General features: G+C 68.2%; 25 protein-coding genes. 14 read left to right on the top strand and 11 right to left on the bottom strand.

Going from position 1 to position 20,786, the window contains the following annotated elements; translation table 11 throughout:
- The first annotated feature begins 5 nt into the window (after positions 1 to 5).
- From DWG18_RS09510 to DWG18_RS09490, 5 genes are all read left to right on the top strand, one after another.
- Complete coding sequence (locus DWG18_RS09510) at positions 6 to 1,493, top strand: hypothetical protein (protein WP_115646968.1); 1,488 nt, start codon at positions 6 to 8, stop codon at positions 1,491 to 1,493.
- Between the two features lie 11 nt (positions 1,494 to 1,504).
- Complete coding sequence (locus DWG18_RS09505; RefSeq protein ID WP_115646967.1) at positions 1,505 to 2,404, top strand: zinc ABC transporter substrate-binding protein; 900 nt, start codon at positions 1,505 to 1,507, stop codon at positions 2,402 to 2,404.
- Positions 2,401 to 3,201: a metal ABC transporter permease gene (locus DWG18_RS09500; protein WP_205289337.1), complete on the top strand. Its 801-nt coding sequence runs from the start codon at positions 2,401 to 2,403 to the stop codon at positions 3,199 to 3,201. The genes DWG18_RS09505 and DWG18_RS09500 overlap by 4 nt, the downstream gene beginning before the upstream one ends.
- 35 nt (positions 3,202 to 3,236) lie before the next feature.
- Complete coding sequence (locus tag DWG18_RS09495) at positions 3,237 to 3,668, top strand: MerC domain-containing protein (RefSeq protein ID WP_115646966.1); 432 nt, start codon at positions 3,237 to 3,239, stop codon at positions 3,666 to 3,668.
- A 128-nt stretch (positions 3,669 to 3,796) separates the two neighbouring features.
- A complete protein-coding gene (locus DWG18_RS09490) occupies positions 3,797 to 3,991 on the top strand; it encodes a 30S ribosomal protein THX (RefSeq protein ID WP_115646965.1) in 195 nt (64 codons plus the stop codon).
- Between the two features lie 84 nt (positions 3,992 to 4,075).
- On the opposite strand, the gene DWG18_RS09485 is transcribed toward DWG18_RS09490, so the two are convergent.
- From DWG18_RS09485 to DWG18_RS15285, 5 genes are all read right to left on the bottom strand, one after another.
- Positions 4,076 to 5,104, bottom strand: a complete 1,029-nt coding sequence (locus DWG18_RS09485; RefSeq protein WP_115646964.1) for a PHB depolymerase family esterase — start codon at positions 5,102 to 5,104, stop codon at positions 4,076 to 4,078.
- A gap of 200 nt (positions 5,105 to 5,304) precedes the next feature.
- Positions 5,305 to 6,522: a dipeptidase gene (locus DWG18_RS09480; protein ID WP_162823787.1), complete on the bottom strand. Its 1,218-nt coding sequence runs from the start codon at positions 6,520 to 6,522 to the stop codon at positions 5,305 to 5,307.
- 25 nt (positions 6,523 to 6,547) lie between these two features.
- On the bottom strand, positions 6,548 to 7,759 hold the full coding sequence (hutI, locus tag DWG18_RS09475; protein ID WP_115646962.1) for an imidazolonepropionase: 1,212 nt from the start codon (positions 7,757 to 7,759) through the stop codon (positions 6,548 to 6,550).
- Complete coding sequence (locus tag DWG18_RS09470; RefSeq protein WP_240318503.1) at positions 7,756 to 9,063, bottom strand: chloride channel protein; 1,308 nt, start codon at positions 9,061 to 9,063, stop codon at positions 7,756 to 7,758. Before DWG18_RS09470 ends, hutI begins: the two co-directional genes overlap by 4 nt.
- Before the next feature lie 34 nt (positions 9,064 to 9,097).
- A complete protein-coding gene (locus DWG18_RS15285) occupies positions 9,098 to 9,247 on the bottom strand; it encodes a hypothetical protein (RefSeq protein WP_162823786.1) in 150 nt (49 codons plus the stop codon).
- A 62-nt stretch (positions 9,248 to 9,309) separates the two neighbouring features.
- Between DWG18_RS15285 and DWG18_RS09465 the strand changes: the two genes are divergently transcribed.
- Positions 9,310 to 10,542, top strand: coding sequence for a formimidoylglutamate deiminase (locus tag DWG18_RS09465; protein ID WP_115646960.1), 1,233 nt, complete (start codon positions 9,310 to 9,312; stop codon positions 10,540 to 10,542).
- Positions 10,543 to 10,549: 7 nt separating this feature from the next.
- Here the strand turns inward: DWG18_RS09465 and DWG18_RS09460 are convergent, their stop codons facing one another.
- Positions 10,550 to 11,107, bottom strand: a complete 558-nt coding sequence (locus DWG18_RS09460) for a hypothetical protein (protein WP_115646959.1) — start codon at positions 11,105 to 11,107, stop codon at positions 10,550 to 10,552.
- Between the two features lie 2 nt (positions 11,108 to 11,109).
- A complete protein-coding gene (locus tag DWG18_RS09455; protein WP_240318502.1) occupies positions 11,110 to 12,348 on the bottom strand; it encodes an ectonucleotide pyrophosphatase/phosphodiesterase in 1,239 nt (412 codons plus the stop codon).
- Between the two features lie 94 nt (positions 12,349 to 12,442).
- Between DWG18_RS09455 and DWG18_RS09450 the strand changes: the two genes are divergently transcribed.
- The 6 genes from DWG18_RS09450 to DWG18_RS15420 all read left to right on the top strand — a co-directional run bounded on the left by DWG18_RS09450 (position 12,443) and on the right by DWG18_RS15420 (position 16,885).
- Positions 12,443 to 12,961, top strand: coding sequence for a DUF4440 domain-containing protein (locus DWG18_RS09450; protein WP_115646957.1), 519 nt, complete (start codon positions 12,443 to 12,445; stop codon positions 12,959 to 12,961).
- Positions 12,962 to 13,049: 88 nt separating this feature from the next.
- Positions 13,050 to 13,397 carry a hypothetical protein gene (locus tag DWG18_RS09445; protein ID WP_115646956.1) on the top strand — a complete coding sequence of 116 codons (348 nt, stop codon included), beginning with the start codon at positions 13,050 to 13,052 and terminating at the stop codon, positions 13,395 to 13,397.
- A gap of 119 nt (positions 13,398 to 13,516) precedes the next feature.
- Positions 13,517 to 14,302 carry an SEL1-like repeat protein gene (locus tag DWG18_RS09440; RefSeq protein WP_115646955.1) on the top strand — a complete coding sequence of 262 codons (786 nt, stop codon included), beginning with the start codon at positions 13,517 to 13,519 and terminating at the stop codon, positions 14,300 to 14,302.
- A 57-nt stretch (positions 14,303 to 14,359) separates the two neighbouring features.
- On the top strand, positions 14,360 to 16,030 hold the full coding sequence (gene hutU / locus DWG18_RS09435) for a urocanate hydratase (RefSeq protein ID WP_115646954.1): 1,671 nt from the start codon (positions 14,360 to 14,362) through the stop codon (positions 16,028 to 16,030).
- Between the two features lies 1 nt (position 16,031).
- Positions 16,032 to 16,313 carry a DUF3253 domain-containing protein gene (locus DWG18_RS09430; RefSeq protein WP_115646953.1) on the top strand — a complete coding sequence of 94 codons (282 nt, stop codon included), beginning with the start codon at positions 16,032 to 16,034 and terminating at the stop codon, positions 16,311 to 16,313.
- Between the two features lie 71 nt (positions 16,314 to 16,384).
- The gene (locus tag DWG18_RS15420) at positions 16,385 to 16,885 is read left to right on the top strand and encodes a hypothetical protein (protein WP_205289336.1); all 501 of its coding nucleotides are present in this window, start codon (positions 16,385 to 16,387) and stop codon (positions 16,883 to 16,885) included.
- On the opposite strand, the gene DWG18_RS09420 is transcribed toward DWG18_RS15420, so the two are convergent.
- Positions 16,870 to 17,385 carry a GNAT family N-acetyltransferase gene (locus DWG18_RS09420; protein ID WP_115646952.1) on the bottom strand — a complete coding sequence of 172 codons (516 nt, stop codon included), beginning with the start codon at positions 17,383 to 17,385 and terminating at the stop codon, positions 16,870 to 16,872. The genes DWG18_RS15420 and DWG18_RS09420 overlap by 16 nt on opposite strands.
- A gap of 48 nt (positions 17,386 to 17,433) precedes the next feature.
- On the opposite strand from DWG18_RS09420, the gene DWG18_RS09415 reads away from it, so the two are divergent.
- Positions 17,434 to 17,793, top strand: a complete 360-nt coding sequence (locus DWG18_RS09415) for a hypothetical protein (RefSeq protein WP_115646951.1) — start codon at positions 17,434 to 17,436, stop codon at positions 17,791 to 17,793.
- A 126-nt stretch (positions 17,794 to 17,919) separates the two neighbouring features.
- On the opposite strand, the gene DWG18_RS15280 is transcribed toward DWG18_RS09415, so the two are convergent.
- Positions 17,920 to 18,075: a hypothetical protein gene (locus DWG18_RS15280; protein ID WP_162823785.1), complete on the bottom strand. Its 156-nt coding sequence runs from the start codon at positions 18,073 to 18,075 to the stop codon at positions 17,920 to 17,922.
- A gap of 267 nt (positions 18,076 to 18,342) precedes the next feature.
- On the opposite strand from DWG18_RS15280, the gene DWG18_RS09410 reads away from it, so the two are divergent.
- On the top strand, positions 18,343 to 18,579 hold the full coding sequence (locus tag DWG18_RS09410) for a hypothetical protein (RefSeq protein ID WP_115646950.1): 237 nt from the start codon (positions 18,343 to 18,345) through the stop codon (positions 18,577 to 18,579).
- Between the two features lie 3 nt (positions 18,580 to 18,582).
- Here DWG18_RS09410 and DWG18_RS09405 read toward each other — a convergent pair whose 3' ends face one another.
- Together DWG18_RS09405 and DWG18_RS09400 are read right to left on the bottom strand one after the other, a co-directional pair.
- Positions 18,583 to 20,169, bottom strand: coding sequence for an XVIPCD domain-containing protein (locus DWG18_RS09405; protein ID WP_115646949.1), 1,587 nt, complete (start codon positions 20,167 to 20,169; stop codon positions 18,583 to 18,585).
- Positions 20,170 to 20,181: 12 nt separating this feature from the next.
- Positions 20,182 to 20,694, bottom strand: a complete 513-nt coding sequence (locus DWG18_RS09400) for a hypothetical protein (RefSeq protein ID WP_115646948.1) — start codon at positions 20,692 to 20,694, stop codon at positions 20,182 to 20,184.
- Between the last annotated feature and the right edge of the window lie 92 nt (positions 20,695 to 20,786).

The raw sequence follows: 20,786 nt of genomic DNA, 5'->3' as shown, positions 1-20,786 counted from the left end.
CCTCAATGACCAAAACCCTCCTGGCCCTCGCGCTTGCCGTCGCGCTGGGCACCGCCCACGCGGCCGAAGGCGTCTCGCAGGCGCAGTTCAAGGCGCTGGAAGCGCGCATGGCGCAGCTCGAAGCCGACGCCAAGGCCGCGCGCGCAGACGCTGCAAAGGCACGCGCCGAAGCGGAGGCCGCTCAGGCAGAGGTTGCGCGACTCAAGGGCGCGTCGACCGCGAACGTCGCAGCGCCGGCCGCGCCGACGCCCGGCGGCAGTGCCGCGACATCCGCACCCGCCGCGGCCGACACGTCGGATCTCGCCGCGAACGACGACCTCGCCGTGCCTGACGACACCGCGAGCGCTGCCGCGCCTGCACCCGTCGCGACCGGAGAGTCCAACGACAACGTCGCGAGCGCGGACGGCGGCGGCTCGAGTTCGAACCCGAACGCGTTCAATCCTGCGATCTCGATCATCCTCAACGGCAGCTACACGCATCACTCGCTCGATCCGGCGAACTACATCCGCGCGGGTTTCCCGATCGTGGGCGAGGGTGGTCCCGCACCGGATGGCTTCTCGCTCGGCGAGAGCGAAATCTCGTTCGCGGCGAACATCGACGAGAAGTTCTACGGTCAGCTCACGCTGACCGCGGCGAGCGAGAACGGTCAGGATCACATCGGCGTCGAAGAAGCGTTCATCGACACCACCGCTCTGCCGGCAGGCTGGAACATGCGCCTGGGCCGGTTCTATTCGAACATCGGCTACCTCAACAGCCACCACGCGCACACCGACAACTTCTTCGATCGCCCGCTCGCCTACCAGGCCTTCCTCGGCAACCAGTACGGCGACGACGGTGTGCAGGTGCGTTGGGTCGCGCCGACGTCGCTGTTCTTCGAAGTCGGTGGTGAAGCCTTCCGCGGCGAGAGCTACCCGGCCGCCGGCGCGGGCCATGGCGGCGTCGGCACCAAGACGCTGTTCGCGCACGTCGGCGGCGACGTCGGAGACGAGAACGAATGGCTCGCGGGCGTTTCGGCGCTGCGCACGAGCGCGATCGGCGGCGAAGACGGTTTCACCGGCGACGGCACGCTGTACATCGTCGACGGCACCTGGAAGTGGGCCCCGCAGGGCAACTTCAAGGACGGCGGCCTGACGCTGCGCAGCGAATACATGATCGATCACCGCGATGGCACGGTGGTCGATGCGGCGGATCCGTCGGTCGTATTCGACTGGAGCGGCAAGCGTCGGGGTGCGTACGCCGAAGCCGTGTATCGCATCAACCGCCAGTGGGACGTCGGCTATCGCTTCGATCGCCTGTGGGCGGCGAATGACGGCCCGTTCGCGAGCGACACCGATCCCACCCGCCACACGATCGAAGCGACCTGGCGCAACAGCGAGTTCAGCCTGTTCAGGCTGCAGTTGAGCCATGACAAGCCCAATGCGGTCGACACGGACAACGCCGTGACCGTGCAGTACCAGACCAGCCTCGGCGCCCACGGCGCCCACAAGTTCTGAGGATTCGATCGATGAAGTCCCTGCTGATGTCCGCGGTCCTGCTCGCCGGTGCGGTCGCCGCGCCCGCGCAGGCCAAGATGCGCGTCTTCGCGTGCGAGCCCGAATGGGGTTCGCTGGTGCACGAGCTTGCTGGCGACAAGGTCGACGTCGACGTCGGCACGTCCGCGCTGCAGGACGTGCACGTCATCGAAGCGAAGCCCAGCCTGATCGCGAAGGTGCGCGCGGCCGACATGGTCGTCTGCACCGGCGCCGAACTCGAAGTGGGCTGGTTGCCGCAGCTGATCCGCCAGTCGGGCAACACCAAGGTGGCGTCGGGCCCCGGCTACTTCGAAGCGGCGAAGCAGGTGAAGACGCTCGAGAAGCCGTCGGCACTGGATCGGGCGAACGGCGACGTGCATCCGGACGGCAATCCGCACATCCAGATGGATCCGCGTCGCGTGCTGATCGTGGCGCAACGCCTCGATGCGCGCCTCGCGCAGCTCGATCCGTCGAACGCCGCCGCGTACCAGCAGAACCTGACGAACTTCCAGAACCGCTGGAGAGCGGCGATGGTGCGTTGGAAGGCGCAGGCCGCGCCGCTCGTGGGTCGCAAGGTCGTCGTGCACCACATCAGCTGGGTCTACCTGTGGGATTGGCTCGGCATGCAGCAGATCGGTGCACTCGAGCCGAAGCCCGGCGTGCCGCCGACCAGCGCGCATCTCGCGAGCCTGATCGCGACGACGAAGAGCGCGAACACGCTCGCGATCGTTCGTGCGGCCTACCAGGATCCGAAGCCGGCCGACTGGCTGGCCGACCGCACCGGCGTGCCGGCGGTGACGCTGCCGCTCACCGTGGGCGGTGATGCCCAGTCGAAGGATCTCTTCGGCCTGTTCGACTCGACGATCTCCAAGCTGCTGAAGGTCGCCAAGTGACGCTGAACTGGGAAGGGCTCGATCTCAGCATCCTCGGGCCCGCCTGTGCGGCGGGCCTGATCGTGCTGTCGACGCACGTTCCGCTGGGTCGTCAGGTGCTGTCGCGCGGCATCATCTTCATCGACCTCGCGATCGCGCAGATCGCGGGGCTCGGCGTCATCCTCGCGCAGTTCCTCGGCATCGATGAGCACGGTTACGGTGTGCAGGCCGCGGCGGCGGCCGCGGCGCTGCTCGGTGCGGGCCTGCTGTCGTGGACCGACAAGCGCTGGCCGCAGTACCAGGAGCCCTTGATCGGCACGCTGTTCGCGCTGGCCGCGACCGGCGGACTGTTGCTCCTCGCGAACAATCCGCAGGGCGGTGAGCACCTCAAGGATCTTCTGGTCGGGCAGATTCTGTGGGTGAGCTACGCGCAGCTGATCCCGGCGCTGATCCTGTCGGTCGTGCTGCTCGCCTTCATGTGGATGCGCCGCGGCCAGCTGAAGGGCCTCGTCTTCTATGCGCTGTTCGCGCTGGCGATCACCGCGTCGGTGCAGCTGGTCGGCGTCTACCTCGTGTTCGCGAGCCTGATCGTGCCGGCGCTGGCGACGGCGGGCATGGTGGGGCGCAAACAGCTCGTCGCGGCCTACCTGATCGGCATCGCGGGTTACGTGCTCGGGCTCGCCGTCTCGGCCGTGCTCGACCTGCCGAGCGGCGCGCTCATCGTGTGGATGCTGGCGGTGGCGGCGATCCTGGCGCAGGCCGTGCCGTCGGTGCGGCGTGCGCATGCGGCCCGCGCGGCGGTGGCGCTGGAGCATTGACGGGGCGTTCGCCCCGCAATGTTATAGTGTTTCAAATGGCCGCCTCGCCTCCGCACGCGACTCCGCATCCCCCTGCAACGCCGATCCTGGACCGGATCGGCGCCACGGGGTCGCTGCTGTGTGCGGTGCATTGTGCGGCGCTGCCTCTGATCATCGCGCTGCTGCCGTCGCTGGGGCTCGCGGCTTGGCTCGACGACGATTTCGAGCTGGGCTTCGTGTTGTTCGCCAGCGCACTGGGCTTCTACAGCCTGATCCGTGGCTACCGCCGGCATGGCGTGCTGCGGGCGTTGAGGCTGCTGGTGCCCGGCCTCGTCGCGCTGTGGCTGGGCGTGCTCTACGCCCCGCTGCACGCATCGCCGCTGCTGCACGCCGTGTCGATGACCATCGGCGGCACGCTGGTGGGTGTCGCCCACGTGCTCAACCTGCGCCTGCAGAACCGCCACGACGCGACCTGCTGCACGCCCTGACGGGCCGGCGGCGGCGCCGGCTGTGCTAGGCTTCGCAGCCTCGCGCGCAGGCGCGATCTTTCACGCGGCTCGTCCGCAGGCCCGCGATCGCGGCGCCGATTCACTTCTCAGATTCCAGGAGCACCACGATGGGTAAGGGCGACCGCAAGACCGCCAAGGGCAAGCGCTACAACTCCAGCTACGGCAACGCGCGCAGCAGCAAGGCGACGACCGTGAGCACGGGCGCGGCCGCCGCGCCGGTGGCGAAGAAGGCGACCAAGACCGTGGCCAAGGCGCCGGCGACCAAGAAGGTCGCGGTGAAGAAGGCGGCGTCGAAGGAATAAGCACCGGCTTCGGCTGATGCAGAAAAGCCCCGCGAAAGCGGGGCTTTTTCGTTGACGGAGTCGGCGGCATCCCGCGTCTTGACGTCACGACCGCGGTGGCAGCGATTCGAAGAATCGCCACATCACGTCGTTCGCGGAAATCGCCTGCGAAGCCGGCTCGCCGCGATCCTTGTGGCCGCCCGGCCAGGAGTGCGCGCCGGTTTCTGTGACGCAAAGCTGCACCTGGGCACCACCGTTGCAGGGCGCGCGCAGCTCGCAGTACGCGCCCGGCACGCTGAGCACGCGACGTGGCGGTGCACTGCACCCGTCGTAACGCGTCCAGCGATCGATCGTCGCCGGCACCGACGTGAAGTCGGTGACCATCGACCGATCGCGGAACGCCTCGGCGCCCGCACCGCCGTTGAACAGCACGTGGTCGTCGTCGCGCGCGTGGAAATGCGCGATCGCGACCGGACGCGATGGCGCGCAGCGCGCGGTGTTGTCGGTGCCCGCCACCGGTGCGATCGCGCGGAACACATCCGCGGCGTCGCAGGCGAGGCGGTACGCCATCATTCCGCCGTTCGACATGCCGGTCGCGTAGACGCGCGAGTGGTCGACGTCGAGCTGGTGTTCGACGTTGTCGACGACGCTGCGGATGAAGCCCACATCGTCGACGTTGCGATCGCGCGCGGCGGCGCAGCAGCGGCCCGCATTCCATGTCGCGAGGTGACCGCCCGGCATGCGGCTGAAGCCGTTGGGAAAGACCGCGATAAACCCATGCGCTTCAGACGCGGTGATGAGTCCGTACTTGGAATCGTCGGCCTGCCAATCCATATCGCCACCGCCGCCATGCAGTGCGACGAGCATCGGCATCGGCTGGCCGGCGCGATAGCCGTGCGGCACATGCACGCGATACAACCGCGTGATGCCGTCGTGCTGGATCTCGTATCGATAGTCGCCGGGTGCGGTGATCGGCGCGCGCGGATCACCGCCCGTCACCATTTCCGCATTCGCATGACGCTGCGCCGCGCGTGCACGCAGGATCTGCGCGAAGCGGCCCTCGCGCACCTGCGCGAGCACATCGATGGCGACGACGAACAGCAACGCGACTACGAACCAACGCCAGTGACGCATGGCGACCTCGACCGATGGAAACCGTCACCGCCAACGCGTGGTCGCGTCGGCGGTTGACTTGGTCTCAGGATGCGGCCGACGACCGCGTGCCAGGTCGATCAGGCCGGGGAGGGCGGAGGCGCGGGCCGCCGGGCACGTGCTTGCAGCGCGGACGCTGCGGATACGCCGGCTACCGCGGCGATCCCCACCGTGCCCACTGCTCAGCGCATCTCCCCTCGCAGCTTTGCGCCGGCCATATCCACGTCCTTCCACACGCGCATCAGATTGCCGCCGAGCACCTTGCGAATGGTCGCGTCGGAATAACCGCGATCGCGCAGCGCCTGGATCAGGTTGGGGTAGTCGGCGATGCTCCGGAGGCCTTCGGGCAGTGCGCCCGACACGCCGTCGAAGTCCGAGCCGATTCCGACGTGATCCTCGCCGATCAGCTTGATCGCGTAGTCGATCTGATCGACCACCTGCGACAGCTTCGTCGCGTACTTCGGATGCGACTTGTCCCAAGCGGCGTCCCAGTCCTCGAACGATTGCACCGCTTCGCCGCGCGCCTTTGCCTCGTTCTGCGCGTGCTGGAACTTCGCGAGTTCACGAAAGTAAGCCGTGGTATCGGCGGCGGCGCGTGCGTCGATGAAGCCGCTGCCGAAGGTGATCTGCACGACGCCGCCGGCCTTGGCGATCTTCTTCGCGAGCGCGTCGCTGAGGTTGCGTTCGAAGTCCGGGGTGAAGTGCCGTAGCCCCGAATGGCTGGCGATCACCGGCGTCTTCGTCACGCGCAGCACGTCTTCGACGGATTCGTCGGACAGATGCGAGACGTCGACCATGATGCCGAGTCGGTTCATCTCCGCGACGACCTTTTCGCCGAACGGGCTGAGCCCATGCCACGGTCGATCGAGCGAATACGAACCGTCGGCGATGCGATTGCTGTGACTGTGTGCGAGGGTGATGTAGCGGACGCCGCGGTCATGAAAAACCTGCAACTGCGACAGGTCGTCGCCGATCGGTGCGCCGTTCTCCATGCCGAGTGCGAGCAGCACGCGATGGCCCTGCTCCTGCAGGCGCAGGTAGTCGCCGGGTTCGGTGATCTTCGCGAACTCCGAACTGCAGCGCGCCGTCATCGCTTCGACCGCGTCGATCTCCATGTGCGCCTTCTGCCGGGCGGTGCCGGCAGTGTCTTCCTCGGGCGAGGTGTAGATTGACATGAAGGCGACATCGAGTCCGCCGCGATGGGCCTTCTCCGCATCGAATTCGCGATCCGGTGTTTCGTTGCATAGATCGCGCCACGACTTCAGCAGTTCGCTGGGCGCATCGATGTGCGTGTCGACGATGACGGCATCGTTCGCGAATTCCGCCGGAGTGGGACGCGGTTGGGCGGCGAACGCGAGCGTCGGCAGCAGCAGGAGGACCGGCAGGGCGGTGCGTCGCATGGCGTGCTCCATTTCGGTGTCGGAATCAGTGGGGCCGGCCGGCGACCCAGCGCGTGTCGAGCATGTCGCCGCCCAGCCAGTAGCAGAGCTCGGCGGGGTGGTTCACGCGCCAGAGCGCGAGATCCGCGCGAAGGCCGACCCGCAGCACGCCGCGATCGGCCAGGCCGAGCGCGCGCGCTGCGTGCACGGTCGCGCCGCGCAGCGCATCTTCCGGCGTGAGGCGGAAATGTGTGCAGGCGAGTTGCATCGCCTGACGCAATGACAGCAGCGGCGAGGTGCCGGGATTGCAGTCGGTCGCGATCGCCATCGGTACGCCATGCGCGCGGAATGCATCGATTGGCGGCAGCTTCGTCTCGCGCAGCACGTGGAACGCGCCGGGCAGCAGCACGGCGACGGTGCCGGCCTGCGCCATCGCGCGCACCGCGGCGTCGTTGGTGTGTTCGACGTGGTCGGCCGACAGCCCGCCGAACTCCGCGACAATCGCACCGCCCTCGAGGTCGCTGAGCTGGTCGGCATGCAGCTTCACCGGTAGCCCGAGCGCGCGCGCGCGCTCGAAGAGCCGACGTGTCTGTGCGGGCGAGAAGCCGATGCCTTCGCAGAACGCATCCACCGCATCGACGAGGCCTTCCGCGTGCAGCTTCGGCAGCCAGTCGATGGCGGCGTCGATGTAATCGTCCGCGCGCCCCGCGTACTCCGGCGGCAATGCGTGCGCTGCGAGATAGGTCGTTCGAACCGTGAGGCTTTCGTCGCCGAAGCGACGCGCCACGCGCAGCATCTTGCGTTCGTTCTCGAAGTCGAGGCCGTATCCGGATTTGATTTCGAGCGTGGTTACGCCGTCGGCGCGGAGCGCGTCGATGCGCGGTTTCGACTGCGCATACAGCACCTCTTCGGACGCTTCGCGCACAGCGCGTACGGTCGACAGGATGCCGCCGCCGGCGCGCGCGACCTGCTCGTACGTCGCGCCTTGCAGTCGCATCTCGAACTCGACGGCGCGATCGCCGGCGAATACCGCGTGCGTGTGGCAATCGACCAGGCCGGGCGTGATCCAGCCTTCCACGCGTTCGACGACGCGCGCGATCGACGACGGTTCACCCGGCAACTCGGCGCGCGGACCGACGTAGGCGATCAGACCGTCGCGCCACGCGATCGCGCCGTCGCGAATCGCGCCGTAGTCGGCGCCATCGAGCGTCGCGAGCGATGCGCCCAGTATCAGATGATCGAACGGTGCGGTCGTCATGTCGCGGCGGGTGCGGGATGGGTCAGTCGAAGCGCGAGCGCCTTGTACACCGGCACGTGGCACACCAGCGACGACGCGGCTCGCGCGATGAGCACCGTGCCGAGGATGGGCAGCAGCATGAGCCGGTTGTCGGTGAGTTCCATGCAGATCACCGCCGAGGTCAGCGGCGCTTGCGTAACGCCCGTGAGGTAGGCGCACATGCCGAGCAGCACGACCGCGGTGGGGGACACGCCGGGAAGCAACGGCGTGAGGTCGTGGCCGAGTCCGGCGCCGACCGCCAGTGCAGGCGAAAACAGGCCACCCGGAATCCCCGCGATGTACGACACGAGGTTCGCCGCGAGCTTCGCGGGACCGAACGCGTGGTCGACCGCGCCGCCCTGCAACAGCGCGCGGGCCTGCGCATAGCCGGTGCCGAACATGCCTTGGCCGAACGCGACGCCGAGGCCGGCGAGTGCGAGGCCGCACAGCGCGGCGAGCAGGATTGGATGACGCGTGCGCAGATGGCCAAGCCAGCGCGGGCGTCCATCGACGGCGGCAAGCAGCAATCGACTGAACAGGCCGCCGGCAAGACCGCAGATGCCACCGCACACCAGAACGGCGAGCCAGCCCAGGCCCAGCGGCAGGGCGGTGCTGACGTGCCCGAAATAGGTGTAGCTGCCGAGCAGGCCAAGCGACACCACACCGCCGACGAGCACCGCGGTGAGCAGCGTGCCGGAGAAGCGATGCTCGAACGTCCCGCTCAATTCCTCGATCGCGAACACCACGCCGGCAAGCGGGGTATTGAACGCCGCCGCAATCCCCGCGGCGCCGCCCGCGAGCAGGAAACGCGCGCCCTGGTCGGGATCACGGAAGCCGAGCGCGCGACCGATCGCGTACATCAGCCCTGCGCCCACGTGGACCGTCGGGCCTTCGCGACCGATCGATGCACCGCCGGCGAGTCCGGCGACAGTCAACAGCAACTTCGCCGCGGCGATGCGCAACGATACGTGCTGCGAGCGTTTTTCGTCCGGCAGGTCCAGTGCCGCGATGACCTGCGGAATCCCGCTGCCGCGTGTGGCCTGCAGGCCACGCGACGTCGCCCATGCGCAGCCCGCGAGCACCGCGGGCGTCACGACGAATGCGAGCCACGGCGAGAACGCGAGGATGCGAGTGAACACGGCGAATGCCGCGTCCGCCGCCTTGGTGAACAGGATCGCCGCAAGTGCGACGGCGATGCCGCCACCCCAGAGCGCGAGGCGGCGCGACCAGCCTTCGCCCGAGAGAAGCACCGAAAGCCCGGCTTCGTCGTGATGGAATCGGCCCATGCGGCATTCTCGCATGGCGACGTGTGCGGACTGGTCAGGTGTCGCTGTCGTCGGGAGCTTCATGCACGCGCGCGGCGGCATCGCGCTCGCGCTCGACGGATTCGAGCGTATGCGGGCGGCCGAGCAGCCATGCGAACAGGCCGATCAACGCGACGATGAGGCCCACGAATTCGACGATGCGCATGCGCGGCCCCTCCGTCCGGCGACCGCGGTAGCCTAGCGCACCCCAAGCGTGCGTTACCCGCCATGTCCGATCTGCCCGTCCAGCGCACCGCCCGCGGCTGGGAGCTCCCCGGCGTCGCCAACCTGCATTCGCACGCGTTCCAGCGCGCGATGGCCGGCCTCGCGGAGCGCCAGACCGATCCGGCCGACAGCTTCTGGACCTGGCGCGACACCATGTACCGCATGGCCGCGCGCTTCGATCCGGACACGCTGCGCGACGTCGCTGCGCAGCTCTACGTCGAGATGCTGGAAGCCGGCTACACGGCGGTCTGCGAATTCCACTATGTGCACCACGCCGGCGATGGTCGTCCGTACGACGATCCCGCGGCGATGTCGCGCGCACTGATCGACGCGGCGCGCGAAACCGGCATCCGCTTGACGCTGCTGCCCGTGCTCTACATGACCGGCGGTTTCGACGGCCGCGCGCTTGCCGAGCGGCAGCGCCGTTTCGGTCACGACGTCGATGCCTACCTGCGCCTGCTCGACACGTTGCGCGATATGCGCAACGACAGCCTGCATATCGGCTGCGCACTGCATTCCCTGCGCGCGGTGCCGGAGACGGCGATGCGTGAGGTGCTGGCCGCGTTGCCGGTCGATGCGCGCATCCACATCCACATCGCCGAGCAGATGGCGGAGGTCGATGAATGCGTCGCGGTGCGCGGTGCGCGACCGGCGCGCTGGCTGCTCGACCATGCGCCGGTGGATTCGCGCTGGACGCTGGTGCATGCCACGCATCTGGACGAAAGCGAAATCGCGGGCATCGCGAGTTCACGCGCGACCGTCGCAATCTGCACGACCACCGAGGGCAACCTGGGCGACGGCCTGTTCCCGCTTCGTGCGTTTCTCGAGGCGGGCGGACGCTTCGGCATCGGTTCGGACTCGCATGTCTCGACCTCGCCGGTCGAAGAGCTGCGCTGGCTCGAGTACGGACAGCGCCTCGTCACGCGACGCCGCAATGTCGCGGTGCGGGAATCAACGAGTGTTGGCGAGACGTTACTCTCGGGTGTGCTCGAAACCGCATTCGATGCGTCGGCGCAGGCCACGCATCAGGACCGCGTCGTGCTCGACGCCGACGCCCCCATCCTCGCCGGCGCGACCGCAGAGGACGTCGTCGATCGCTGGATCTTCTCGGGCAATCGTCCGGTGGTGCGCGAGGTCGACGTTGCAGGTCGAACCGTGGTGCGCGACGGTCGCCATCTCGATGCCGAAGCGATCGGCGCGCGCTACAGGCTCGCGATGTCCCGCCTGCTCGCGTAAGCGGACGTCACTGCGGCCCGTCGGCTTCCAGTCGATGCAGGCGCTGCGCACTGCTCGCGGCAAGCAGGTTCGCGTAGTCGCGGTAGACGTAGGCGAAATAGACGGCGAGGCAGGCGGCGGTGATCAGCATCAGCGCGGAGCGTCGACGCAGGCTGCGCAGCGAGCCGCCATACGCCAGCAACGCGAGCAACCCGAGCACCACGACGACGGCATCGAAGCTCGAACGCTGCCAGTAGCTGCCGCCCAAGTGCAGCCACATGCCGAATTCGTCGAAGGTCAACGCCATGCCGACGCCGTAGAGCACGGCGAGCACGCGACGCGCGCGTCGGCCGGGCGTCCAGAACAGCAGCGCGGCGCCGACGATCGCCAGCGCGAAGATGCCGTAGTTGAGATGGTGGACGTGCGTGCCGCCGAGATTCAGGTACAGGTCGGGCAGCGTGCGCGCCATGATCATGTAGACCAGCAGGCGCGCGATCGGGAACGTGATCACGAAGCTCGCGAGCGCGATGCGTCGCACGCGGCGATCGTCCGTGCGCGGTGTCGGTTTCGCGGGCGCGGTGTCCATGCTCAGGGCGCGGGGCGCAGCGCTCCCGCGAGTGCCGCCGGATCGCCATCGTTCGGCATCGGTGTCACGCCGAGCACGCGCGCGAGCATGGGATAGACGTCGACGTTCTCGATCGGCGGCAGCACGACGCCATCGCGGAACGACGGACCGTCAGCCACGAACAGCGCACGCATCGACGGCAGTGCGGGATCGAAACCGTGCGAACCGCGCGGCCCCTTGCTGCGCGTCGCGAGCTTGGCGCGTGCCACCGCATCCCAACCCTCGTCCATCTGGCAGACGATCGGCGGTACGCGCACGTTGCTGCCGTAATGCCAGCGTGCGGGAATCGTTTCGCGCGTCCAGCATTCGTAGTGATCATGGCGGCCGATGAGCTTCGCGTTCGCCTCCGCTTCGCGGCCGGGCAGCGGACGGAAACCGACCGACTGGCCGGTCGTGATGTTGGTCGCGATGTCCGGCGAGGCCATGGCTTCGATGGTCACCGTATGACGGGGTGCAACCGGTGCCATGCCGTGGTCGGAGACCACGACGACGTTGACGCGATCGGCCAGGCCGCGTGATGCAAGCCCCGCGCGCAGACGACCGATGTAACCATCGACACGCTCTTCCGCGGTGATGTCTTCCGGCGAGCCTGGACCGTGCTCGTGTTCTTCGTGGTCGACATGTTCGAAGTACAGCGTGACGAGTTTGGGGCGCGTGGCTTCCGGGCGGTCGAGCCAGCCGAGCACGGTGTCGACGCGCGATTCCCCCGGGAATTTGTCGTCGAACGGACGCCATTCGCTGGGGCGCACGCCGCCGATCGGTGCCGCGCTGCCGGGCCAGAACATCGTCGCCGCGTGCTGGCCGGCCTTTTCCACCGTCGCCCAGATCGGTTCGCTGCCCCACCACGCGGCGGTGCCGGTGGCGACGTCGTCGTCCATGTTGAAGTGGCCGAGCTGCGGATCATCCATCGTGTTGTGGACGATGCCGTGGTGGTCCGGACGCAGGCCGGTCACCAGCGTGTAGTGGTTCGGGAACGTCAGGCTCGGGTACGAGGGCCGCATGTACTCGGCGCGCACGCCGTGGCGGGCGAGCGAGTCGAGGTTCGGCGTATGGCCCCGCTGCAGCGCCGCGGGACGGAAGCCGTCGAGGGAGATCAGGATCGTCGCGACCGGCGCCGTCGCGGGCGCGGTGATCGGAGCGGAGGTCGAAGCGCAGGCGGCCAGCGTGGCCGCAGCGAGGGCGATAACGAGCGGTCGGATCACGAACGGCGCGTAGGTCGAAGGGAACCGTGACTTTAGCCGCTCGCGATGAACCCACGATGCGTCGAGCATCGCAGGACTTCATCGGAGTTCCGTCATGGCCCTCGCCTTTGTGCTCGTCCCGTTGCTCGCGGCCACCGCGACGGCGCCGACCCCGCCGCCGCCCGCGCCGTTCTCGGCGGACGAATGTGCGGTGTTCGCACGCGAGTTGTCGTTCGCGAAGTCCGTCGCCGATCATGATTCGGCGGCATTCGCGCAGCACGTCGCGCCGGATGCCGCCTTCGCCGCGGGCTCACCGCGTCCGCAACGTGGCCGCGACGCCATCGTCAAAGCCTGGGCGCCGATCGTGAAGGGCGAGGGCATCCGCCTGGAGTGGTATCCGGTGCGCACGACGGCGGTGGGCGACATCGCGTGGTCGACCGGCCCCGCGCTGTTCGAGGAAACCGACAAGGGCGTGACACACCTGAGACTGAGTACGTTCCAGTCGGTGTGGCGTCGCAACGCCGAAGGCACGTGGCAGGTCGTGTTCGACGGCGGCACGCCGCCGCACGAGGTCCAGCCCGCCGAGGCCGACGCCTTCCGCAAGGCGCGCCCGGCCGCTTGCCCGGGCGCGTAAGCCGGGCCTGAACCCGCCGACGAATGCTCGCGTCGGCGCGGTTCGCAGGGCGTATCGTGACGGTGTCGACCCGTCCGGGAGACCCGCCATGAATGCCCGACCGCTGCTTCTCACCCTCCTGTTCGCCGCGCTGCCGGCCTTCGCCCAGCAGGCGACGCCCGAACCCGCCCCAGCACCGACACCCGCGACCGACGCCGAACCGGCGCCCGCGCCGGAAGTCGTCCCCGATGCCAGGAAGGTGGTGGCGCACGACGAGGTCGCCGACCGCTACTGCCTGCGCGAAACCGGCACGCTGATCCGCAGCCGTTCCTCGCGCGATGCCAGGGGCTGCATCCCCGGCGCCAATGGACGGTCCTATACGCAGGACGACCTGCGCGGCACCGGCCAGACCGACATCGCCAGCGCGCTGCGCATGCTCGACCCGGCGATCCGCTGACCGCTTTCGACGTGTGACCCGACGCCCGGCTCCGGCCGGGCGTCTTCGCGTCCGGCTCAAGAAGCGGCCGTTACACGCCGATAATCCGGCGACGCGCCGTCGGGCGCCCGGAGATCCGCATGATGCGCACCCGCCTGCTCGCCCTTGCTCTCGGCCTCGCCGTTGCGCCCGCCGTCGCGCTTGCGGATGACGCGCCCAGCCCCGCCGTCGAGGCGCTCGTCAAGGCGAAGGTCGAAGCGGCGCAGGCCGCGGCGGGGGAGGGCCACTACGACCAGGCGTTCGAGCTCCTCGGCGAGGCCACGCAGGCCGCCCACAGTGGCGCCATGGCCCACAAGCTCGGTCATCTCTACGAAGGCACGCCGTCGATCGCGAACCACGACGCGATGGCGCTGAAGTGGTTCCAGTACGCGGCGGATCTGAAGGATCCGGAGTCGATGTATCACGTCGGGATGCACTACCTCGCAGGTAGCGGCGGACTGCCGCAGGACGACAGGAAGGCGCTCGCGCTCCTCGAGGCGTCGGCCGACGGCGGTTACCACCCGGCGCGAAGCGAGGTGAGCGCGTGGTACGACAAGGAGGACGAGAAATCGAGGTGCCTGCTGTCCACCGTGCGCGGCTACCGCATGGCGTCGGTCGTCTTCGGCAGCCTTCGCTTCTACGACTTCACCGACAGCGGGGACGACGGCGCCGGCGGTGACACCTACGAGGTCGTGGGCGGGAAAGGCGACTACGGCACCAAGGGCGGACGTGCGGCCCTCGAGGTCGACGGTTTCTCGCACGTCGGCTACACGGAGTCGAACGGCTCGCGCTTCTATCACGACTACTACGACGCGCGGCGTCCGAGTAGCGCGGCACTCGCGCGCGCCGCCGAGATCCGCGCCAAGTGTGGCGTCGCCGAGCGCTGAGGCGCCGATCGGCGCGAGCGGCGATAATCGGGCCTTCGCCTGACTGCCGACGCGCCGATGTCCAATCGCAATGATCCGTCCCGCGTGATCCGCGCCCCGCGCGGCACGCAGCTGACCTGCAAGTCCTGGCTCACCGAAGCCCCGTACCGGATGCTCCAGAACAACCTGGATCCGGAGGTGGCGGAGAACCCCGCCGAGCTCGTCGTCTACGGCGGCATCGGCCGCGCCGCGCGCGACTGGGACTGCTTCGACGCGATCCTGAAGTCGCTGCGCGAGTTGAACGACGACGAGACGCTGCTCATCCAGTCGGGCAAGCCCGTCGGCATCTTTCCGTCGCATGCGGATGCACCGCGCGTGTTGCTCGCGAACTCGAACCTCGTGCCGCACTGGGCCACGTGGGAGCACTTCAACGCGCTCGATAAGAAGGGCCTGATGATGTACGGCCAGATGACGGCCGGCTCGTGGATCTACATCGGCTCGCAGGGCATCGTGCAGGGCACGTACGAAACCTTCGTCGAGATGGGGCGCCAGCACTACGGCGGCAACCTGACGGGTAAGTGGATTCTTACGGCAGGTCTCGGCGGCATGGGCGGCGCGCAGCCGCTCGCGGCGACGCTCGCCGGCGCGTGCTCGCTCACGATCGAGTGTCAGCAGAAGAGCATCGATTTCCGCCTGAAGACGCGCTACGTCGACGAGCAGGCGACCGATCTCGACGACGCACTCGCACGCATCGAGAAGTACACGAAGGCCGGTGAAGCGAAGTCGATCGCGCTGCTCGGCAACGCCGCCGACGTGCTGCCGGAACTGGTGCGTCGCGGCGTGCGCCCGGATGCCGTGACCGACCAGACCTCCGCGCACGATCCGGTGCATGGTTACCTGCCGATCGGCTGGACCGTCGACGAGTGGCTCGCCGCGCAGAAGACCGACCCGCAGCGCGTGCGCGACGAAGCCAAGAAGTCGATGCGCGTGCATGTCGAGGCGATGCTCGCCTTCCAGAAGCAGGGCATTCCGACCTTTGACTACGGCAACAACATCCGCCAGATGGCGTTCGACGAAGGCTGCACGAACGCGTTCGATTTCCCGGGTTTCGTGCCGGCGTACGTGCGCCCGCTGTTCTGCCGCGGCGTGGGCCCGTTCCGCTGGGTCGCGCTCAGCGGCGACCCGGAGGACATCTACAAGACCGACGCCAAGGTGAAGGAGCTGATCCCCGACGATCCGCACCTGCACCGCTGGCTCGACATGGCGCGCGAGCGCATCAGCTTCCAGGGCCTGCCCGCACGCATCTGCTGGGTCGGCCTCGGCCAGCGCCACAAGCTCGCGCTCGCGTTCAACGAGATGGTGCGCAACGGCGAGTTGAAGGCGCCGGTCGTGATCGGCCGCGATCATCTCGACAGCGGCTCCGTCGCGTCGCCGAACCGCGAAACGGAATCGATGAAGGACGGCAGCGACGCCGTGTCCGACTGGCCGCTGCTCAACGCCATGCTCAACGTCGCCGGTGGTGCGACGTGGGTGTCGCTGCACCATGGCGGTGGCGTCGGCATGGGCTATTCGCAGCACTCGGGCGTCGTCATCGTCTGCGATGGCACTGAAGCCGCGGACAAGCGACTCGCGCGCGTGCTGTGGAATGACCCGGGCACCGGCGTGATGCGTCACGCCGATGCCGGTTACGAGATCGCGCAGCAGTGCGCGGTGGAGCAGGGCCTGAAGCTGCCGATGCAGGGCCGTTGAGGTGACCGGCGACGCGACGATCCGCGAAAGCATCGTCGCGTTGCTGTCCGCGCGATCGCCTGACGCGTCGGTCTGCCCGTCCGAGGTCGCGCGCTCGCTGGAGGCAACCGAAGACGCATGGCGGACGCTGATGCCGCAGGTGCGTCAGGTGGCGGCGGCAATGGCCGAAGCGCGTTTAATCGTCGCGACGCAGGGCGAGCGCGTGGTGCCGTCCGCCGAGGTGTTGATGGCCTCCGGACCGATCCGCCTCCGCCGCGGACCTGCGTTTCCCGTCGATGCCTGAGCGCGGCCTTGTCGCCGAACTGCAACACCACGGTCATAACGTAGTCGCCGCCCCGTTCGCGTCCGACCGCCATGACCTTGCGCCGCGCCTTGCTTGTAGCCCTGCTGGCGACCTTCCTCCCGCTGCAGTCTTTCGCCGCCGATCGCTACGTCGCGATCGAGAAGCGGCTGACGCCTGAAGAGCTCGTGTCGGTCGGACTGACGCCCGAACAGCTCGCCCGCCTGAACGCGCTGCTGCGTGAGGCCGATGCCCGAGTCGTCGCGACTGCGTCCGCCGGAATGCAGGGCGGTGCGGTGAGCGAGAGTAGTGCGCCGTTGGCCGCCACGATGCAGTACATCGGCCTCGACAGCGAAGCGATGACGGCCACGGTGCGCGGCAGCGTCGCGGGATGGGCGCCGGGCACCGTGTTCGAACTCGACAACGGCCAGCAGTGGAAGGTGCTCAAGGGCACGGTGACGTTGCGGAAGCCGGTCGACGCGCCGAGCGTCCGCCTGGTGCCCGGCATCGCAGGGCGGTGGTTCCTCGAGCTCGACGAGGACCACCCGAAGGCGCGTGTCTACCGCATCGACTGAGCGGCGACATCGGCGACCTGCAGGCTCACCTGCTTGCCACCAGGCAATGTCTGCCGCCCCACTTCGACGAAGCCCTGTCGCGCGTGGAATCGCTCGGATGCCGGATTCGGTGGAATGAGATCGAACTCGCACGTAACGCAGGGCACGTCGTCGCAGCGCGCGCGATCGAACACGTCGGCATAGAGGCGCTGGCCCAGCCCGGCACCGCGGGTACGGGCGTCGACCACCACGCGGTCGACATACAGAAAGCGCGAATAGCGCGCGTCGAACCACCGGTAGTTGACGCTGCCATAGGGCGCACCTTCGCGAAGCGCGAGCACGAAGGCGCGCACGGCGCCCGCTTCTTCGACCACGCGGCACAGCGCGCACTGCGCCAGCAGCGTCCGGAGCCGCGTGGCATCCATCGGGCTCAACACCGCGACCGACGCCGCGTTGAGCGCAAGCAGGGCGGGGTGATCCTCGGCGCGCACGTCGCGCAGCAGGAAGCGTTCGTCGGCCATGGTCCGCGATCGTAGGCGGGCCGATCATGCCGCGCTAGCATCGGCGCCATGTACGAAAGCCGCCGAACCCCGCTCCTCAGCCGCGCGCAGTTCCTTGAACGCGTGGCCCGCCACGTTCTGGCCGCAGTCGCCCTGCTTGCGTTGTCGCTAGGCATCGGCATGGCCGGCTTCATGCGCTTTCAGCCGAATACATCGGCAGTCGACGCGTTCCTCAATTCGTCGATGCTGCTGGGCGGCATGGGGCCGGTGGGCACGCTGAGCGAGGAGCACGCAAAGCTCTTCGCCGGCTTCTATGCGCTGTACGCGGGGCTGGTGTTCATCGTTGCAGCGGGGCTGATCGTTGCGCCGATCGCGCATCGACTGCTGCACCGCTTCCATTGGGAAGAGGATGCGGACGCCTCCTCATGACGATGGCCGACAGATGCGCTGCCGTCATCGCGCGCTCGAATCAGGAGCGGTTAATCCGCGACGCCGCACCTTTGCCGCAAGGCCGCCGACAAGCAAAGCTTCGGCACCGACCGCGGCCCCCGCACATCAGTGCATCGATGTCGCGCGGCGACGACGCTTGCCTGCCCCGGCCTTGTCGGGGCTTTCTTTTTTTTGCAGTGCGGCACCGATTTTGTCGATGTCGCAAGCGGCCATCACGACGATCTCACAGCTGCTCGCACATCCTGCGATCGTGGTTTGCATCACCGTGGTCGCGACATTCCTCTCCACCCCGCACCGTCTGGCGCGGGGTTTTTTGTGCGCGTTTGCCCTCACGCACGGCTAACGCATGTGGGCGCAGCGTGATGGCGCGGCGGCTCTCCGTCGCAGATCCGCCCCCGTGCGGATGCCGCCTCCTGTGAGGCATGAGTCCCCGGCGTCGTCGGCCGGGGACTCCTCGTAGGTGGCTCTCGAATCGGTGGTCGCCCGCTGCGACTGCGTTCGGCGGCTCGCGTCGCCCGCGAGGCATGCATGCGACTTCATGCATTCCAGATGACCGACGGCACGATGCACGTCGTGGCCGAACGCCTCGCCGCCACACTCGACGCACACCGCGAGCTCGACGCCCACGACATGGGTGTGGCCGAAGTCGACCTTGCGCAACTCAGCCCCAATCTCGTACTCGGCATCGGCCTCGATGCCTGGGCGATCGCGCGCGGCGAAGACGCGTTGCTGATCCGCTCGGCGATCTCGATGCAGACCTGCTGAGCGTCAGAACGCGCCGATGGTGCGAAGGGGCGCGGTCTGCGTCTGTTGCGATGCAGTACGTTCCGGCGTTTCGGGCGCGAGCGCGCGTCGCCGATCGAGCTCGATGTTCAACGTATGCAGCGCCTGCAGGCTTGTTTCCACAGGCGTGTTCGCCGCGATCGATGCGTCCACGCGTGCCCATCGATTCGTCGGTGAGATCAGCTCGCCCTGCACGGCGAACAGGTGGCGGCCGTCATCGCTCCGCACGACGCGGTCGATGCGTTCGAGCCCGGCCTCGCGCGCGACCGGAAGCAATGCCGTCGCGACGCGCTCGCTGACCGCGTCGGGCGTGCGACCGAACTGCGCGTCGAGGCGATGCACGCCGTCCAGCGCCTGGGCAAGCAATGCGGCGTCGGCGGGGCGCATCGCCGGCTCTGCTTCCGATTGCAGCGTCGCACCGGCCTGCAGGCCCGCGTTCGACTGGGCAGGAACGCGCTCGATGGCGACCGGCCGGAATTCGAACTGCGACGCGAGTGCTTCGTCGCGCGGCTGGGCATGGAAGCGGTCGCCCGGCGAGCCGCGAGGCGCGAGCTCATCGACCCGGCCACGTTCCCCGTGTCGGTCGAACACGGAGGTGCGATAGAAGAACGCGCCTTCTTCGGAGCGGTGGATGACGTATCGGCCGGGATCCACCGGCAGCTCGCGCTTCTGCGCGAGCGGCGTGTCGGACAGGCCATTGAGCGAGTCGACGACGAGGTTGTACGACAGCGTGCCGAGCCCGTCGTGGTGATAGCTGTCGCCCACGTTCGAGTGTGCGCCGGCGACGGTCACCGAGAGGAAGCGGCCATCCGCGGATGCGCCCGCATCGAGAATGCTCGTCGACTGGAACAGATTGCGGCGCTCGTCCGCGGCGACGATCTGGAAACCGGTCATCACCGACGCGGGTGGCCGCCGGTCCGAGAGTCGTGGCATTCCGGTGCCCACGGGATCGATGAGGTCCAGCGCTTGCGCCACGCGTCCCGGCGGAACCAACGGCGGAAGCGTGTAATGCAGTTCACCGCGTTCCTGCCGCAGGCCGCGCGGATCCTGGATGCCGCGTTCGTGCACGATCCGCGCGAACGCGGCTGCCTCTTCGGCGCCACGCGAGAAGCCGAGGTCCGCGAGACGGACCTCGACATTCGGGTTCTCCGCTTTCCACTGCGCCGCCTTTTCGGTGAACAGGCGGTACATGCGCTCGATACGGTCGTCGTAAGTGAACCCGACAGCGCCATCGGCGAGCCGGATGACCGCGTTGCTCTGCGTGCCGATTCCTTCGACGTACCCCGAGCCGATGCGCGGGTCGCGGCGACGGGCGTCCTCGACGCCCTGCCACACGCGCGCGACCGCGGTAGCGTGCTCGGGATCGTGGCGCATGTCGTTCCCGGTACCGTCGAAGCACGCGACGAACAGTCGCGCGTTCGCATCTCCCGTCGGGAGGAAGCGTGGCGTGCGCATCGACGCCAGCTGCTGCTCCGCACGGTGATAGGTCTCGATGTCCGCCTGCGTGGCGGGGCGGAAGCTCACACCGTCCTCGAGAATGCCGTCCTGGCCAACCTTGTGATGTTCCGTCATCGAAGCGTGGCCTCAGTAGGTGTGCGACCAGGCGCGCACGGGTTCGGCACGGAAACTGCTGTGAGGGTTGCCCGCGACCTGCGGCTCGCGTGTCGGGACGAACGCCTTCATGTAGACGGCGACAGTACGGTCGTCGACGACCACGATGATTCCCGGGTCGCCGATGACGGCGTTCCGGGGAATCTGATCGGCAGGAACCCGATGAAGGATGCTGTGGTCGGGGAAGACGCGATCGAGATCGACCGTCGTTTCGAGCGGCGTGCCGTCCTTCGACGTCCAGCGCACGATGACGGGGCCGCCGAACGTCCTGTCGATGATCGCGTTCGCTTCCCAGCCTTTGATGTCGGCGTCGCCCGTGAACGCCTGCGTCGCGGCGCGTTCGCTCGGTACGACGTGTTCCATGCCGGCATACGTCACGCTGCAGCTGCGGGTGTCGTAGCAGTACGCGCCGAACGTGTGGTTGCGGAAGTGCTGGCCGTTTGCTGCGGTGACGACCGGCAGGTTGGACGAATTCGCGTCGTGCACAGGCAGGCATCCTGAGGCAAGAAGAAAGGGCGCGCAGGCGAGAAGTTGCGGGAGCGACCTCATGCTGCGATCCCCGTCGCGGGGGAGCACAG

The sequence above is a fragment of the Lysobacter sp. TY2-98 genome, assembly GCF_003367355.1.
Classification (GTDB): Bacteria; Pseudomonadota; Gammaproteobacteria; order Xanthomonadales; family Xanthomonadaceae; genus Cognatilysobacter.
This window is presented reverse-complemented; position numbering and strand designations above follow the sequence as displayed.